The organism is Peribacillus sp. FSL K6-1552 (assembly GCF_038005205.1).
GTDB classification, from domain to species: Bacteria; Bacillota; Bacilli; order Bacillales; family DSM-1321; genus Peribacillus; species Peribacillus butanolivorans.
Genome location: NZ_JBBOST010000001.1, coordinates 2,760,584 through 2,775,288 on the forward strand (window position 1 = coordinate 2,760,584; position 14,705 = coordinate 2,775,288).

A 14,705-nucleotide genomic window follows, 5' to 3' on the forward strand; every position below is an offset into this window, starting at 1 on the left:
TAAACAAACGATAAGTTCCTTGTTATAATATTATGCTTTTTAGGCTCATGATTTTTCTGTAATACTAATGGCAAGGCTCGTTTTCTTTATGCCAATTACGATTTAAAGTATGGAAATGAATTTGCAAACCAGAAACGTGAACTTATAAAACGTCAATTTGGAGATCGAAATATTCCACGGTTTCACATGACGTGTCATTTTTACTAATATTTTGCACATATTTTAAAGTTAGATGTGTTGCTCAACAATCGAGAGCTTTAATGGAGGAAAGATCACAGAAATATCAAACTTTTTATAATAGAATAATTCAATTGAATATATTAAGAGAGCATGTTTTGATCAATCTTTTTTTTCAAAACACGCTCTTTCTTTTTGTTCGTTTATCAAGGTTATTAGTATTAATTGGATCAATCATTATTCCAAAGCTACAAAAGTTGGATATGCAAAATAGCACTTAAAACAAGCGCAAATTACCTCCTAAAGTGACACTAAAAGTTAGTCTATAATTTAATGTATAAAAGATTTAAGACTTATAGACAAAGGATGATACATAATGTTAATTGGTTATGCGAGGGTTTCAACTACTGGCCAAGATTTAGAAACACAAAAGGAGATTTTGGAAAATGAAGGGTGTAAAAAGATTTTTGTTGAAAAAGTAACAGGAACAAGTACAAAACAAAGAGCCCAACTTTATGAAGCTATTGAATTTGCACGAGAAGGAGATACATTAGTAGTAACTAAAATAGATCGTTTAGCTCGTTCTATTATGGACTTAAATAAGATAGTTCATGAATTAGCTGAAAAAGGGGTTAATGTAAGATTTGTAAAAGAAGATATGAAGTTTGATGGTTCAAACGAAGGAAACAGCTTACAAACACTATTTTTTAATATTTTAGGTTCATTCGCACAATTTGAACGTGATTTGATTGTAGAAAGAACAACAGAAGGCCGGGAGAGAGCAAAAAGGCAAGGGAAACATATGGGAAGACCAGGGCAAGATGAAAAGACTTTAAAACGGGCTATTAAGCTATATAATGAACGTGAAACAAACGGAATGAGTGTAAAGGACATTGTAAAAACTACAGGTGTCCCACGTTCCACTATTTATGCTAAAGTGATAGAGATGACTAGCAATAGCTAATCGTCTTTTTTCTTATTGAACTATAGGGCGCGATTCTTAAGAAACTTCTATGGCGGCGATCCTCGCCGCCACCATCTACCACGAAACCTGCTCATTACCCCAAAATAGAATCTAACCCATTAACCCATTGACAATAATGGATGAAAACAATACAACCAGGCTGAACCTTTTTTGGTGGATCTTAAGGAAGCTACCCTGTATAAGAAACTGGTTGTGACAGTATTGAAGAACCATTTAGTGTACTGCTAGTACGTATACAAAAATTTTTGTAACAAATCTCCTGTCATATGTATTGTTAATCTTTTTTTGAGGTGATTCTCCTATGGAAGCAATGATTGAACGGTATGCTGGCCTAGATGTACACCAAGAAACTGTAGTAGCCTGTGTATTATTTGGTCCATTAGATAAAAAGCCAAAAACCTCTATTGAAACTTTTTCAACTACAACAACGGGACTCTTGGCTTTAAGTGATTGGCTAGCTACCCTTGGTGCGGTGATGAATCAATTTTTTTCGATAATGAGTAAGATCCCGTAAATCACGAATAGCCTCTGGTGGGACAAAATTGCTTTCAATAAGTCCGCATCTTAGAAGCTTGGCAAGCCATTCGGCCAGGTATCCGATGTTGTGATGGAAAGTACCGGAGTCTACTGGAAACCAATATGGAATATACTCGAAGGATCTTTTCACCTTGTTCTTGCCAATGCCAGGCATGTCAAAAATGTTCCAGGGCGTAAAACTGATGTAAAAGATCATTAGAGCAGAATCGGATTCACAAAATTCTTCAAGATGCCAATATCAAGCTAACAACCGTTCTATCAGACATTTTTGGTGTATCGGGACGCCGTATCCTTGAAGCGATTCTAAACGGTGAAAAAATAGAGACCGATGGTCTTCGAAAAATGGTGGATTGGCTAACAAAAGCAAGTATTAGGTACACTTTTGCGAACGGAACATTTTTTTATAAAATCACCTACTTTTAACGTCCGTTAAAGTATGGATAAACAAAGTGGGGAAAATTTTGAACGAGAACAATATCAATTGTTAAAACGAATGATCCGGAAAGGGGATGTTCTTTACATTCATTCACTGGATCGTTTTGGACGGAACAAGGATGAAACCCTTAGATTCTAAGACTAAGTGTTTTTATTTGTCAGATTGACTTAAGGTTGTAAATGAGAAAGGTGTCACGATTGTTTGCTTAATTGGCTAGTAATTTTGTTCTTAGTTTTGACATTTCTTTATCCATTAAAGAAGAAGCTTTGGCAAGCTCAATTAGCTGCTTTTGAGCATCCTCAGGTATAGTCTCGCCTTGATATTTATAGTTTAGTTTATGCTCGGTGGATGCCCAAAAATCCATAGCGGAAGTACGAATTTGTATTTCTACAGGAACCCATATTATTTCGTTGGATAGGATGACTTGGGTTTCTACAATCAGGTGCAAACTTTTATATCCGCTCATTTTCGGGTCCTGAATATAATCCTTTACGCGTATCATTCGAATGTCTTCACGTTGCTCGATATGCTCCTTCAACAAATATACGTCATCAATAAAACTTGTGACAATTCTAACACCCAAAATATCTCTTATTTCATTCCTCACCGCTTCTTGTGTTAAAGGAATTTCTTTTCTTTGTATTTTCTCCACCAAAGAGCTTAATTTTTTCATGCGTGCTTTCATATGTTCAATAGGAGAATAACCATGTTGTGTTTTCCACTCTAAGTCAATAACCTTGAAATCACTTTCTAATTCATGTAATGCCATTTGGTAAGGTAAAAAGAAGCCCCTCCAATTGTCTAATACTTTTTGAATAACCTCGATTTTCTTCTTTTTTTTCAGCATGTCCACAGCCCTCCTGTTATTACTCTGTTATCATAACCAAGATACCCTAAAAAAGACAAACAAAAAAATACGAAAATTAATCAAAAGTCAACTTCAGGAATGGAACGACTGCCTTCCCATCTATATCAAGGCTTATTGTGTCCATGAAACTATACTAACTCCACTTTTTAGAATCGGAAGAGGTTAAAAAAACCATAAAAGATGATGAATATAAAATCATTGTCTATAGTAAAGAGAAGCAGCAAATAAATTAAACATTTCTTAACTCCATACTAATGTAAACTAGCAAGCTTATTTATAAAAAAAAAGCTATCTTATTACGTTAGCTTAAGATAGGAGCTATCTTTAAGGCAGCTTTTTCTTTATGCAACTATCGGGGCAGGTTAGTTGAAGAATCAATTGTATATAATATTATTACTGAAAGATGTTTGTTCTCAAAACACGACCAATGATTTATCGATATTTACGAATTAAACCAATCAATAGGGGTGGTATATTGAAAAAAATTGTATTTATGCTTATCTCACTAATTTTTCTAGCAAGTTGTTCGCAAGTCGTTAGTATGCATAATAAAGGATTAGAGAAATCTATAAGTTCTGCTTTGGAGAAAAAAAGCGTGACGGAAATCGATTTTAATTCTCTAACGGACTTCGATTGGGATAAAGCATATTTAATAACTCCTTACACTGATCAAGAAACCATAAATAAGCAACTAGGCGTTAAATTTAAAGATCCAACTAATATGGTTCATCGAGATGATATATATTTGCTTGTATTTCTTAATAAGAATAAAGTTGTTCAGTATGTTAAAATACCAACTAAATATGGACAGTTGATGCACGGAAATAAAGATGGGTTTACGCCTTCAAATGCAATCATAAAGATACAAAAGAATTAGAAATTTGATACCAAAGGGACATCGTATAAAGATGTCCCTGATTTTACGTATTATCAACAAAATTAGTTATATTCCAAAAGAAGGATTGTGAAAAGTTGAACTTAAAGTAACGGGGCAGAATAGTTGAAGAAGAACATAATAAAAACAGTGCATTTATAAAAGCTAATTTCTATTACTTGAATTTTGGGTGGTTCTAATGACAAAAAGATTTAAAACTATTTTAATGACGCTAATCATAATATTATTTGTATTTATTGCTGGTAAATATCTATTGGATTTCTTATTTGAGGATATGTGTGGAAACGATATTAAACAAAAAAACCCTTCTCCCAGTGGTGAGAAGGTGGCTTACATTTTCGAAAGAAGTTGTGGTGCGACAACGGGATTTTCACCCCAATTATCGATTTTAAATAAAGATGATGATTTTCAAAATGAATCAGGAAATACATTTAGGTCAGATAAAGATTTTTCGATTGAATGGCTTAATGAAAGGAACCTAAAAGTTATCTATGATAAATCTTCTGAAACTTCCGAAATGGATAAAAAGGTGAATGGGATTAAGATTGAATATGTAGGTAAATAAAAGCCTGTTATATTCTTTTAAGTTATTAAGCTAACAGGTGCGTTAGCTGAAGATTGGAGCTGTCTTTAAGGCAGCTTTTTCTTATGGAACTAACGGGGCAGGTTAGCATTCCTGTAGAGCGTTAATTATTAACTTTGAAAAAAATAGGGCTCCTCAGTAAGATATGAGTAAGACATCACTCTAACTCAAAACCTTAGGAGGAACCCTAATATGAATTTTAAAATGCAGGACAAACAAAATCAACTCATTGAACGAATTTCTGATCGACATCTCGTTGTTGGCGTGGATATCGCCCAACAATTTCACGTTGCTCGAGCTGTAAATTATCGAGGAATCGTGGTAGGTGATCCTCTTACTTTTGAAAATAACGAAGAAGGCTTTAACAGATTTCTAGAATGGATTAATAAACTAAAAGGTAAAAACAGATTAGACACAACTATTGTCGGTATGGAACCTACAGGTCATTACTGGATTAATCTATCGAAATGGTTATCTAACGAAAAGGTTGATGTCGTAACAGTCAATCCTCACCTTGTAAAAAGAAATAAAGAAAATCGAGATAACACTCAGTCCAAAAGTGATAAAAAAGACGCTCTCGTGATTGCGGATATGGTCAAGAATGGATACTATTCTTTTGTTCATGTGGCTTCAGAGTCTTTCGAAAAACTTCGAGTTCTTATGTCCAACCGTGACGTAATCGTAAAACGTCTCGTTAGTTCTATTAATCAATTAAATCGATGGGTAGATGTTGTCTTTCCTGAGCTACGACAAGTGTTTAAAGATGTGAAAGGAAAAGGGGCAATCGCAACTCTACGTTTGTTTCCGACACCAATCGAGTTACGATCGATGCAACCTCAAGATATTGTAGCCAAATGGAAATCGGTAATGAAGCGTCAGCCTGGGTTGAAAAAAGCTTATCAACTTATAGATTTAGCTAAACGCTCTATCGGATCCCACCAAGCACATGATGCTTACAAGCTACATTTAGAACAACTACTGGAAGAGTATGATCTAGCTACAACGCAACTCGAAAGAGTGGAACAAGAAGTCACTAACGTGCTTCAACAAATTCCTTTCGCAAAGAAACTGTTGGCTATTAAAGGGATCAGTGAAATCTCTTTAGCTGGAATTTTAGGGGAAGCTGGAGATTTAAGTGGATTCGCCCACGGTAATTCTCTACTTCGTCATGCAGGGTTACATCTTTCCGAGGCGAGCTCTGGTAAATGGAAAGGTCAGATTGTCATTTCTAAACGTGGGAGATCCAGACTGCGGCGTTTCTTATACCTAGCGACGATGTGCCTTGTCATGAATAACCCTGAGTTTAAAGCGTTGCACGCTAATAATGTTAAGGTGAAAAAAATAAAGAAAATGAAATCAATTATGAAATTGGTTGGTAAACTGGCTCGAGTATTTGTAGGCATAGCCAAACGAAATGAATCTTATTCCCCAGAAAAATTACAACCTTTTTCAGCTCTAGCAGCCTAGTTTTTATTGAATAAATCATGCTTTACAGGTTCTCGAAGGGAACCTCACTTGAAAATAATTAATACTTTATTTTCAGCTTATCTTTTGTCGAATGTTTTCTTATTCGTAGGATTTCAAAGATGCACGGAGTACCAGATTTCTTGAACAAAAGGGCACCGACCCATTAGGTTAGCATAACTGGCCTCCACCCCTTGGATAGGCATGACGAAGGAATGAGAGGGCATATTTTTCGATGACCCGTTGAGACATGGGAGGGAAAGCCTCCAGGGGCGGCGTGGAGATTATGTGCATTATATGGTAGAATATGGAGTTTCCTATTACTCCTTTATTTAACTATGCCTCCATGAAACCAAAATGATCTGAGCTCATTGCTTTTAACCGTTAATGTATTTTCAAGGGTTATGAAATCCTGCGAATAAGTGAGCATTCGAGAGATATAGCTATCATACTGAGGGAGTTCAACAAGCTTTAATTGAGAAACATTCCTATTTCAAACTTATTTAGGGTATTTTTTTGTTGAAAAATAATACTATTAGTGTAAAATTACACTAAAAAGGAGTATTTAGTATATATGGAAAAAGAAGAATTCATCAATTTAATATCAGAAAAAATGAAACTTGTCCGAACAGAACAAAGTTTTTCTCAAGATAAGATGTCTGAAATTCTAGGGATTTCAAAAAAAACACTAGTTCAAATTGAAAAAAGAAGAACAGAAGCCAATTGGACCACCGTTGTTGCATTTTGTGCTTTGTTTAATCATAGCCAATTGTTGATATCATCAATTGGTGACAATCCAGTTGATTTTGTTCAGTTAATTGCTAGCAAAAATGGTGGTACGCCTAAAGAAAAAACAATGGGTGGTAAGGTATGGTGGAAAGAAATCGAGTATAGAGGGGATTTTCGTTTGCAACAAAATTTGATTAGTAACCATTACCGTATATTGGATCAATATGATTATCGTTGGCATAGTTCTTTTAATAAAGAAGAGAGTTTAAGTCGTTTAAATGAATTACAGGCGGTGGGGACTATCGAGATAGACAAAGGTATAGGGATGGGGATATATGAAGAATAAGATTTTAGTTACAGTATTGATAATCAGTATAGGGATTAATTTGTTTTTATTTGGAAGATGGTATTTTTTGGAACAAGCGTATGAACCGTCCGAAAGTGAACAGGCTATTTTAAGTGAAATGGTGCTGAAAACAGTTGAGAGTGAAGATTATAAAAAGATAGCAGAAAAAGAGAATATCATTGCTATTGATAGAAGTATGGATAAAAATAAAGGTGGAATGTTCCCCAAATATTTTGAGGTAAGTGTTCGTACTGATAAGCAGACCTATATTTTCACTTGTAATAATGACCAATGCTCAAAAATGGAAAATGAAGCGTGGACTTACTCTATATATAAAGACGAAAGTCCACGACTTCCATTTAAAAAATAGAGAAAAGTCAAAAAATAACTGAAATAAAAGAAAGCCTACTTCCTAAAATAGCAAGGATCGTAGGCTTTCTTTATTCTTATAGGTGTTTAATTTACAATAAAGTCGTACCGATTTGAAAAAAGTTTAACCGTTATTCTTATGGAACTATAGGGGCAGGATAGTTCCATAAGGAATGCTAATATTAGATCTAACGAGGAACTTATTTTAAGGAGGAAAACATGAGCTTGGAGCATGAGTTTTACCTTATTTCTAAGACAACTGATATAAATGATTTTTGGATGTATAGAGAAAGAAATAACAGTTTCATTGACAGTGTTGTCATACATGATGATTTGATTCAATACATTATGGACTCATTAGAATGGATTCCAAGTAAAAACCCATCATTGCTAGGAACTCCTAATGGTCGAGGTATTAACTATCATGGAGTAACCCTTTTTGACAAGCAGTCTTCTGAAACTTTAATAAGTATTTTTGCGTCATGGAAAAGTCTATTTAAAAATGCACCTGTTAAATTTGAACTCACTGGAGAATTCGTTTATGGCGAAGCTGACAATCAGGAGGGGAACTATGAAAAACTAGTCTTCAACCGAGATGAAGTGATTACACAGTTTGAAAAGATAATTTCAATGTCAGAAACTTTAGCTAAAGGTGAATTTTATCTGTACCATTGCGGCATATAAAGATTGTTTAAAATCGTTAATGAACTAACGGGTGCTTTAGCTTAGGATCAGAGCTGTCTTTAAGGCAGCTCTTTCTTTATGCAACTATCGGGGCAGGATAGTTAAAGAGTCCTGTTTAATCTTTGTTCAACAATTGGGCCAGATTCTAGAACAAGGCTTATAAAGCTAATCAAGCAGGAGAGTATAAGCGAATAGAGAATTGTAATTAGGCAGCGATGATATTAACCTTAATTGGGGACATTTTCGCTACCATCGGAGGTTCATTAACAAAGCGAAGTTAGAGGAGGCTAAAATGGAGAAGCAGGCTGTTTTATTTCATTCATTGGATGGTGAAAAAATCTACTTCAAAGCACTAAAGATAGAGGATGTTCAAGAGATACATCGCTATGCGTCAAATCAAGAAGTATCACGATTTATTGGCTGGAATTTGATGAGTACTTTGGAGGAAACTCGTCAGTTCATTGAAATAATGTTAAAACGTGAGTCGGAAGGAACTCATTTATATTCCTCCATTGTTGAAAAATCAACTCAAGCAATTATAGGGACAGCCATAATTTTCAATTTTGACCATGGAGCAAACCGAGCTGAAATTGGTTATGTGTTGCATAAACATCATTGGGGTAAGGGGTATGGCACAGAGACTGTTGCATTGATGAGTGATTTTGCATTTACATCACTTAATCTTCATAAACTCCATGCTATGGTAGCGCATGCCAATATTGGTTCTGCACGGATACTTGAAAAGAACAGGTATGAGTTAGAAGGGCGTTTAAAAGACCACTATTTTATAGAGGGTAAGTATTATGATGCGTTACTTTTCGGCAAAATTACTAACCTGGAAATTTAGTGTTCTTATACGGATAAAATGAAGAGGTTTGCTGACGATAATTTCAATAAAATATTGTCCATTCTTATTCAATTAAAGGGCGCTATTCTTTAATAAGAATCGCTTTCCTTAAAGAACTAACGGGTGCTTTACTTCAATAACAAGGGTTGCTGCGGCAGCCTTTTTCTTGTGGCACTAACGGGGCAGTTTAGTTGAAGAAGACCCGTTTGCGATATGATATAGTTTATTAAGTTCAGATTGAAGTTTCATAGGGGGAACTTAATGTCAAATAAGTTGAAATATGTAATGGGATTGTTTTTTGAAAAAAAGATCCCTAATAAAAAGAATCATTTATTCTTAATTCTCAATTTTTTAAATTTTATTATACTCACGGTTGATTATTTCACAGATATAGAATTAACTTGGTTATTTATAGTTGTAACATTAGCAATACTTGTACTTTCTTTTTCTATACATATTGATGAACGAAAGTTAAAGATACAGAAAAGGTAATAAATAATTTCTGTACTTGTACTACTATAAGGTGCTTTACCCTTAATGTGGAAGGTTGCTGCGGCAACCTTTTTCTTACGGCACTAACGGGGCAGGATAGTTGAAGAAGGAACTATTTTGAGCTAGCTAGAAATAAAGACTATAAAGAAAAAAGATAATGAGGTGTTTGTATAGAAAAGGTACCTGTTAAAACGATTAAGAAGATAGAAGAGGACATTGATAAAAATGATTTAGGGAAAGCAAGGGATAGACTACACGGGTTAATTTCAACCTATCCTAATGAGTTAGAACTCCGCAGAAAGTTGGGGGACATCTATTTTGCATTAGAATATCCTTCAATGGCAGGTCGTTACTGGTATTTAGAAAAGAATAAGACATCAGAGATGGTAAAAGCGTGTATTCTGTTCGAAAAATCTTTGGGAAACGATCCTTTCAAAATAGCACGAGCTCTAAAATTTAAAGGTGATAGTGAAATTTTAATAAGACTGGAATTGGATCAGATAATTTCGCCTATACAAAATAAAGTGAAAGAGAATTTGCTGGAACAACCTGACGATCTATTGAAAGATAAGTTGGTTATTTTTGGTTGCTTCTCAATAATAATATTAACAATTCTCTTTGCATTAATCGGAGTCTACGCTCTTTTAAACTGGATTTTTTGATCCGTAATATTGCATTATAAGAGAGTTTTATAGTACTTGTTCTTTACCTAACGATTACGTTACTTGAAGATCTAGCTGCCATCGCTGGCAGTCTTTTTTTATTGAACTAAAGGGGCAGGATAGTTCCATAAGGAAATGAGGACTAATGTGTAAATTTATACCATAAAATCGAAACTATATTGGACATATAACGTCAATAATATTAAACCTAAATCTGAAAGGAGAAATAATGAAAATACACTATTTTGTTGTTTTAGTTTTATCTTCAGTTTTATTGTTTGGTTGTTCTTCCAAGCAAAAGAATGACAATGTTGCGAAAGCAGAAGTACAAGATGGCCTAAAGGAACAAGGTATTAAATTAAATTCAAGTTCTAACATTATTTCACCTAACAACAACTCAATACAAACACCAACATTCACAGTAAATGAAAAAGTAAACGATGTAATAATGGTATATGAAATAAGGGGTGAAAATCGGAAATTTGGTTTTTTCGATAAACCTTTGATAATGGATAAAGAAATTAAGTTGGAATGGCTTTTTTGGACAATGGATGAACAGCTTCCGTTAGGCGAGTTAAAGGTAAAAGCAGTTCAAAATGAAAGTGGAAAGAGTATAATATCAAAAGGAGAGATAGTAAAAAAAGAGACACCTTTAAAAGAATTACCTAAAGATTATACCCCAAAGCCAGTTAGTATTAATAAGAGTATTGAAGAAAATATAGAAAAAGATATAGAAATTAATTTAACTTTCCCTGTATCTATATCATCCACTTCAATTAAATTCAACGAGTCAGGTATTTGGGAATTGCAACTATTTTTAAATGATAAATCTTTAGGAAATATGAACGTTTATGTAACTAAAAAAAATGAAGCTAATATATATTACCTTGACAATTGAGGTTCCAATCTTTGATCCAATTAAAGAGTGCATTACTTCTATACGGGGCTGGAAACAGCTCTTTTTTTATGGAACTAACGGGGCAGTTTAGTTCAAGAAGAATCGTGTATATATAAGGCATCTTTTTCGTACTAACAGACCGAGTTTTGAAACAATTATTGATAATTTTATTCCAATTACACAAGCTATATTTAAATTTGGGCAATTGGAGGAAGGCTGTTGGAAAAATTAAATTTTCTTTTTAAAGCCTGTTTAGTTTTAGTAATATTCCCGATATATTTTCTTTTTTATAATCAGCAAGCTATTGCTATGGGGCAAACTGATATTACTAATCCAATTCAGGATAGAACCGAGTTGTCATTAAAACAAGCTATTGAGTTGGCATATCCCTCTGCTTTAAAATGGAATAAAAATGCCCAATTATTAGACGCAATAAATATAGACTTGGATAAGCCAGGAAAGTCAATAGGGAGCAACGGTAAAAGAAAACATTGGAATATTTCATTTGGAGTGCCAGATACCAATAAGTTTTTTTTAGTAACCATCCATAATGGAGAAATTGATAAAATAAATGATTTGACCAATAAAGGTGATTCTCCTTACCCCAAAAAAGAGTTTATAAAATTGAAAGATATTAACTACGATTCACCTCAGTTACTAAAAAAAGCACTGAAAATGGACAGTATTTATCCAGGTAAAGATTGGGCTAAAGGCTATAATTTTAGGCTATCCAAAGATCCAGAAACAAATATTACCCTAATGTTAGTAATAGGTTGGAATAGCGACCAGACAAAAATGAAAGCAGCTGGCTTTAATGTAAAAACAGGAGAATATATTCCGCCTCAGGTTTGAATTTGTTTTGCTATACGCCTTTGTTCAACTAACGGGGGCTTTACTTTAAGATTCGAGCTGTCATTGCGACAGCTTTTTTTTGAACTAAAGGGCAAGTGTTAGATTAATAAGGAATGCTATAATAGCCTTAATTTCAAAATGATTTTAAGGAGTGAAACTCTTATGATTATAAAAATTGACTTTGGTGACGATTTTATTCAATACATTTCTTGTTCAACAAAAGTAGGTAGGAAGATGAACAGTATTCAGGAGGACTTTCTAAATTGGATTTTTGACGAGGAAAAGAATACAGAATATTGGGCTTTAGAAAATGGGGAAAGAATTCACCCTAATTATGATGCAAAAGCAATTGTTGAATGGTTAAACAATGTAAGATTTAAGCGAGGAATAGCGAAAGCTAAATTAATCACGAATCCTCAATTATGTGCTAAAAAGAAATTATATTTTTAGAGTTTTTCTTAAATGTTTAATATTCAAACCAAAAGATTGTGAAAAAATGTACTTAAACTAACGGGTGAGTTAATTCATTAAGAAGAAGTAAAAAAAGTCGATTCCTTAACTAACGGGTGCGATTCTTCATTAAGAAGGATTGCTTTTTCTTATGCAGCTAAAGGATCAGGTTAGTAGAATAAGGTTTTTGGAACTTTTTAAAGTAATATCCTCTAAAAATAAGGGGGAGGGCGATTAAATGTGGTGTGTTTTTATTGGTATAACACTTCTTCTTTTGGTAATTGCAGGATGTCAATCAAATAATATTGAGGAAGTAGAACTTATTTATCGTTTAAAGTTATTCCCCCATGGCAAAAATGTTTTAAAAAAGAGGTGATTTATTATAGCTACTATTAAAGTTAATGATAATGGTTCATTACGTGTATCAGGGAATGTAGAGCTAGTCGATGGTGAAGGGAATAAAATTGAAACAAAAGAAGCCTTTTCCCTATGCAGATGTGGACTTTCCGATAATAAACCTTTTTGTGACGGATCCCACAAAAGTAATTTCGAAAGCGTAGTTAGGGCAGAATAAAGCTAGTGGGACAGAAGCTTTAGGGCACCCTTTTGGGAAATCGAACCCCAAAAAGCCGCCCGATTCATTTTTCTTTTACGAAAGAGTATGTTGTTGAACTATCGGGTGCGTTAGTTGTGAACCGGGGCTGCCATTTGGTGGCCTTTTTGCTTAATGAACTAAAGGGGCAGGATAGTTCCATAAGGAATACTGTTAAGTGACATTAAAGTTGTTTAAATACGTCAGTCATGTTATTCCATTAAAGGGCCATTTAATTGAATAAACTTTTGAATTACGATGCAGTTTGTTGAAGTGATATAATTAAATAAAATTAAACGTTAATACCGAAATATAATGAAATAAAGAATAAGGAAAAGGGGGATTGAAAATGGATGTAAGATACCCAATTGGGAAACTACAAGTTCCTGAAAAAGTAACATTAGAAAATATTCAAGAATGGCTAAAGGAAATCGAAACTTACACGATTCGATTAAGAGAAACTGTCGACTCATTAAGTGATGAGGAATTAAGCAGAACTTATCGTGAAGGTAGCTGGACAGTTCGTCAACTTGTTCATCACATTGCAGATTCTCAGTTGAACATGTATCAACGTTTGAAGCTGGCTTTAACAGATGAGAATCCAACAGTACCAGCTTTTGATGAAGAAAAGTGGGCTATTCAACCGGATACAAAGCTTCCTGTAGAAAGTTCTATTAAAATGTTAGAAGGTATAAATGAGCGCATCTTATCTTTAGGACATAGTTTAACTGAAGAGCAATTAGATCGAGCTTTTACTCACCAGATAAACGGTATAATAACAGTTGCAACAAAAGTTGCAAAATTAGCTTGGCACGAAGAGCATCATTTAGCCCATATAAAAATCGCATTATCAAAATAATACAATATGTATAAAAGTGGCTTATCGAACCTCGATAAGCCATTTTTAAAATTAAAATAAGGAATAATTACAGAAGTTTTATTCAACTAAAGGGCGCGATTCTTTAATAAGAATCGCTTTTCTTAAAGAACTAACGGGTGCGTTAGCTTAAGATCGGAGCTGTCTTTAAGGCAGCTTTTTCTTTATGCATCTATCGAGGCAGAATAGTTGAAGAAATGATATTATGATGGAATAAATTAACATGACATTTAGGAAGGTTGAGCAAAATTGGAGATTTGGAAATTAAGTGAAAAAGTATCGAAAATTAGCGATGTAATACCTTGTTATTTTTTTAGTCTATTCTTGTCTTGTATCTCATTTTCTGTTGTTATAATTGTTTTTAGTGGAGAACCCTCTTGGTTGCGGTTATTGCCTGTTATTATTTATTCTTTTTATGTTGTTATACCTTATTTACTTTTTGCAGTACCATTGCAAATTATATTTAATAAACGCCCGAGAAAATTTAATGTGTTTTATCTTTTAATTTACACGGTACTTTCTTTTGTAGCAGTATTTTTGTTTAATGTAATGTTATTTAGAGTTGAACCTACATATTTAGTTAAAACCCAAATATATTACGGTTTAAGTTTTGCAGCAGCTGCTATTTATTGGTTTTGGGATTCTGTCTTCTTACAAAAGAAAAACTGAAATATCCTAGTCCTTTAGCTAACAGGGTACGTTAGCTGAAGCTCGGAGCTGTCTTTAAGGCAGCTTTTTCTTATGGAACTAACGGGGCAGGTTAGTTGCATAAGACAAGTAGGATTAAATAAATCTATTATTGAAAAAAAGAGTGATTAACAGAGAAAATTTTATTAAGCTAACTTGTGCTATAGTTCAAGATGTGTGGCTGCCACCACCAATATCAAATGAATTGAGGATAGAAATTGAAATGAAGAAAAATATGTTTAGTTTTACGTCAGCCATAGTTGGAGTTATGGCTC

At 33.9% G+C, this 14,705-nt stretch carries 18 protein-coding genes and 2 pseudogenes; 19 read left to right on the forward strand and 1 reads right to left on the reverse strand.

All coding sequences use genetic code 11. The features are described 5' to 3' along the window. Positions 1-550 precede the first annotated feature (550 nt). The 4 genes and pseudogenes from NST21_RS13375 to NST21_RS13390 form a co-directional block, all read left to right on the forward strand. The gene (locus NST21_RS13375; RefSeq protein WP_340892536.1) at positions 551-1,141 is read left to right on the forward strand and encodes a recombinase family protein; all 591 of its coding nucleotides are present in this window, start codon (positions 551-553) and stop codon (positions 1,139-1,141) included. 322 nt (positions 1,142-1,463) lie between these two features. Next, entirely contained in the window at positions 1,464-1,676 is a 213-nt protein-coding gene (locus NST21_RS13380; RefSeq protein WP_340892689.1) for a hypothetical protein, read from the forward strand. 78 nt (positions 1,677-1,754) lie between these two features. Next, positions 1,755-2,014 (forward strand): annotated as a pseudogene (locus NST21_RS13385) (IS110 family transposase); the annotation flags it as partial. A 121-nt stretch (positions 2,015-2,135) separates the two neighbouring features. After that, positions 2,136-2,267, forward strand: a pseudogene (locus NST21_RS13390) (recombinase family protein); the annotation flags it as partial. Positions 2,268-2,340: 73 nt separating this feature from the next. Here NST21_RS13390 and NST21_RS13395 read toward each other — a convergent pair. Continuing rightward, positions 2,341-2,982: a GTP pyrophosphokinase gene (locus NST21_RS13395; RefSeq protein WP_340889554.1), complete on the reverse strand. Its 642-nt coding sequence runs from the start codon at positions 2,980-2,982 to the stop codon at positions 2,341-2,343. A 496-nt stretch (positions 2,983-3,478) separates the two neighbouring features. Here NST21_RS13395 and NST21_RS13400 point away from each other — a divergent pair, with 496 nt between their 5' ends. From NST21_RS13400 to NST21_RS13470, 15 genes are all read left to right on the forward strand, one after another. After that, positions 3,479-3,880, forward strand: coding sequence for a hypothetical protein (locus NST21_RS13400; protein WP_106028626.1), 402 nt, complete (start codon positions 3,479-3,481; stop codon positions 3,878-3,880). A 196-nt stretch (positions 3,881-4,076) separates the two neighbouring features. Further along, on the forward strand, positions 4,077-4,463 hold the full coding sequence (locus NST21_RS13405; protein ID WP_340889555.1) for a hypothetical protein: 387 nt from the start codon (positions 4,077-4,079) through the stop codon (positions 4,461-4,463). A 210-nt stretch (positions 4,464-4,673) separates the two neighbouring features. After that, positions 4,674-5,948, forward strand: coding sequence for an IS110 family transposase (locus tag NST21_RS13410; protein WP_340887875.1), 1,275 nt, complete (start codon positions 4,674-4,676; stop codon positions 5,946-5,948). A 571-nt stretch (positions 5,949-6,519) separates the two neighbouring features. Then, a complete protein-coding gene (locus tag NST21_RS13415) occupies positions 6,520-7,020 on the forward strand; it encodes a helix-turn-helix transcriptional regulator (protein WP_340889556.1) in 501 nt (166 codons plus the stop codon). Then, positions 7,010-7,390: a hypothetical protein gene (locus NST21_RS13420; protein ID WP_340889558.1), complete on the forward strand. Its 381-nt coding sequence runs from the start codon at positions 7,010-7,012 to the stop codon at positions 7,388-7,390. Before NST21_RS13415 ends, NST21_RS13420 begins: the two co-directional genes overlap by 11 nt. 218 nt (positions 7,391-7,608) lie before the next feature. Next, complete coding sequence (locus NST21_RS13425) at positions 7,609-8,073, forward strand: hypothetical protein (protein ID WP_340889560.1); 465 nt, start codon at positions 7,609-7,611, stop codon at positions 8,071-8,073. Positions 8,074-8,365: 292 nt separating this feature from the next. Beyond that, positions 8,366-8,920: a GNAT family N-acetyltransferase gene (locus NST21_RS13430; RefSeq protein WP_340889562.1), complete on the forward strand. Its 555-nt coding sequence runs from the start codon at positions 8,366-8,368 to the stop codon at positions 8,918-8,920. Between the two features lie 261 nt (positions 8,921-9,181). Further along, complete coding sequence (locus NST21_RS13435; protein ID WP_340889565.1) at positions 9,182-9,412, forward strand: hypothetical protein; 231 nt, start codon at positions 9,182-9,184, stop codon at positions 9,410-9,412. A gap of 170 nt (positions 9,413-9,582) precedes the next feature. Continuing rightward, complete coding sequence (locus tag NST21_RS13440; RefSeq protein WP_340892538.1) at positions 9,583-10,074, forward strand: DUF6584 family protein; 492 nt, start codon at positions 9,583-9,585, stop codon at positions 10,072-10,074. A 229-nt stretch (positions 10,075-10,303) separates the two neighbouring features. Next, positions 10,304-10,972, forward strand: coding sequence for a hypothetical protein (locus NST21_RS13445; protein ID WP_340889567.1), 669 nt, complete (start codon positions 10,304-10,306; stop codon positions 10,970-10,972). 309 nt (positions 10,973-11,281) lie between these two features. After that, on the forward strand, positions 11,282-11,824 hold the full coding sequence (locus NST21_RS13450; protein WP_340892540.1) for a hypothetical protein: 543 nt from the start codon (positions 11,282-11,284) through the stop codon (positions 11,822-11,824). 162 nt (positions 11,825-11,986) lie between these two features. Beyond that, the gene (locus tag NST21_RS13455; protein ID WP_340889570.1) at positions 11,987-12,274 is read left to right on the forward strand and encodes a hypothetical protein; all 288 of its coding nucleotides are present in this window, start codon (positions 11,987-11,989) and stop codon (positions 12,272-12,274) included. Between the two features lie 379 nt (positions 12,275-12,653). Further along, entirely contained in the window at positions 12,654-12,848 is a 195-nt protein-coding gene (locus tag NST21_RS13460; RefSeq protein WP_081109037.1) for a CDGSH iron-sulfur domain-containing protein, read from the forward strand. A gap of 367 nt (positions 12,849-13,215) precedes the next feature. Next, positions 13,216-13,725 (forward strand): YfiT family bacillithiol transferase, encoded by a 510-nt coding sequence (locus NST21_RS13465; RefSeq protein WP_340889571.1) that lies wholly within the window; start codon positions 13,216-13,218, stop codon positions 13,723-13,725. Positions 13,726-13,992: 267 nt separating this feature from the next. After that, entirely contained in the window at positions 13,993-14,412 is a 420-nt protein-coding gene (locus NST21_RS13470; RefSeq protein WP_340889573.1) for a UPF0715 family protein, read from the forward strand. The last annotated feature ends 293 nt before the right edge of the window (positions 14,413-14,705 follow it).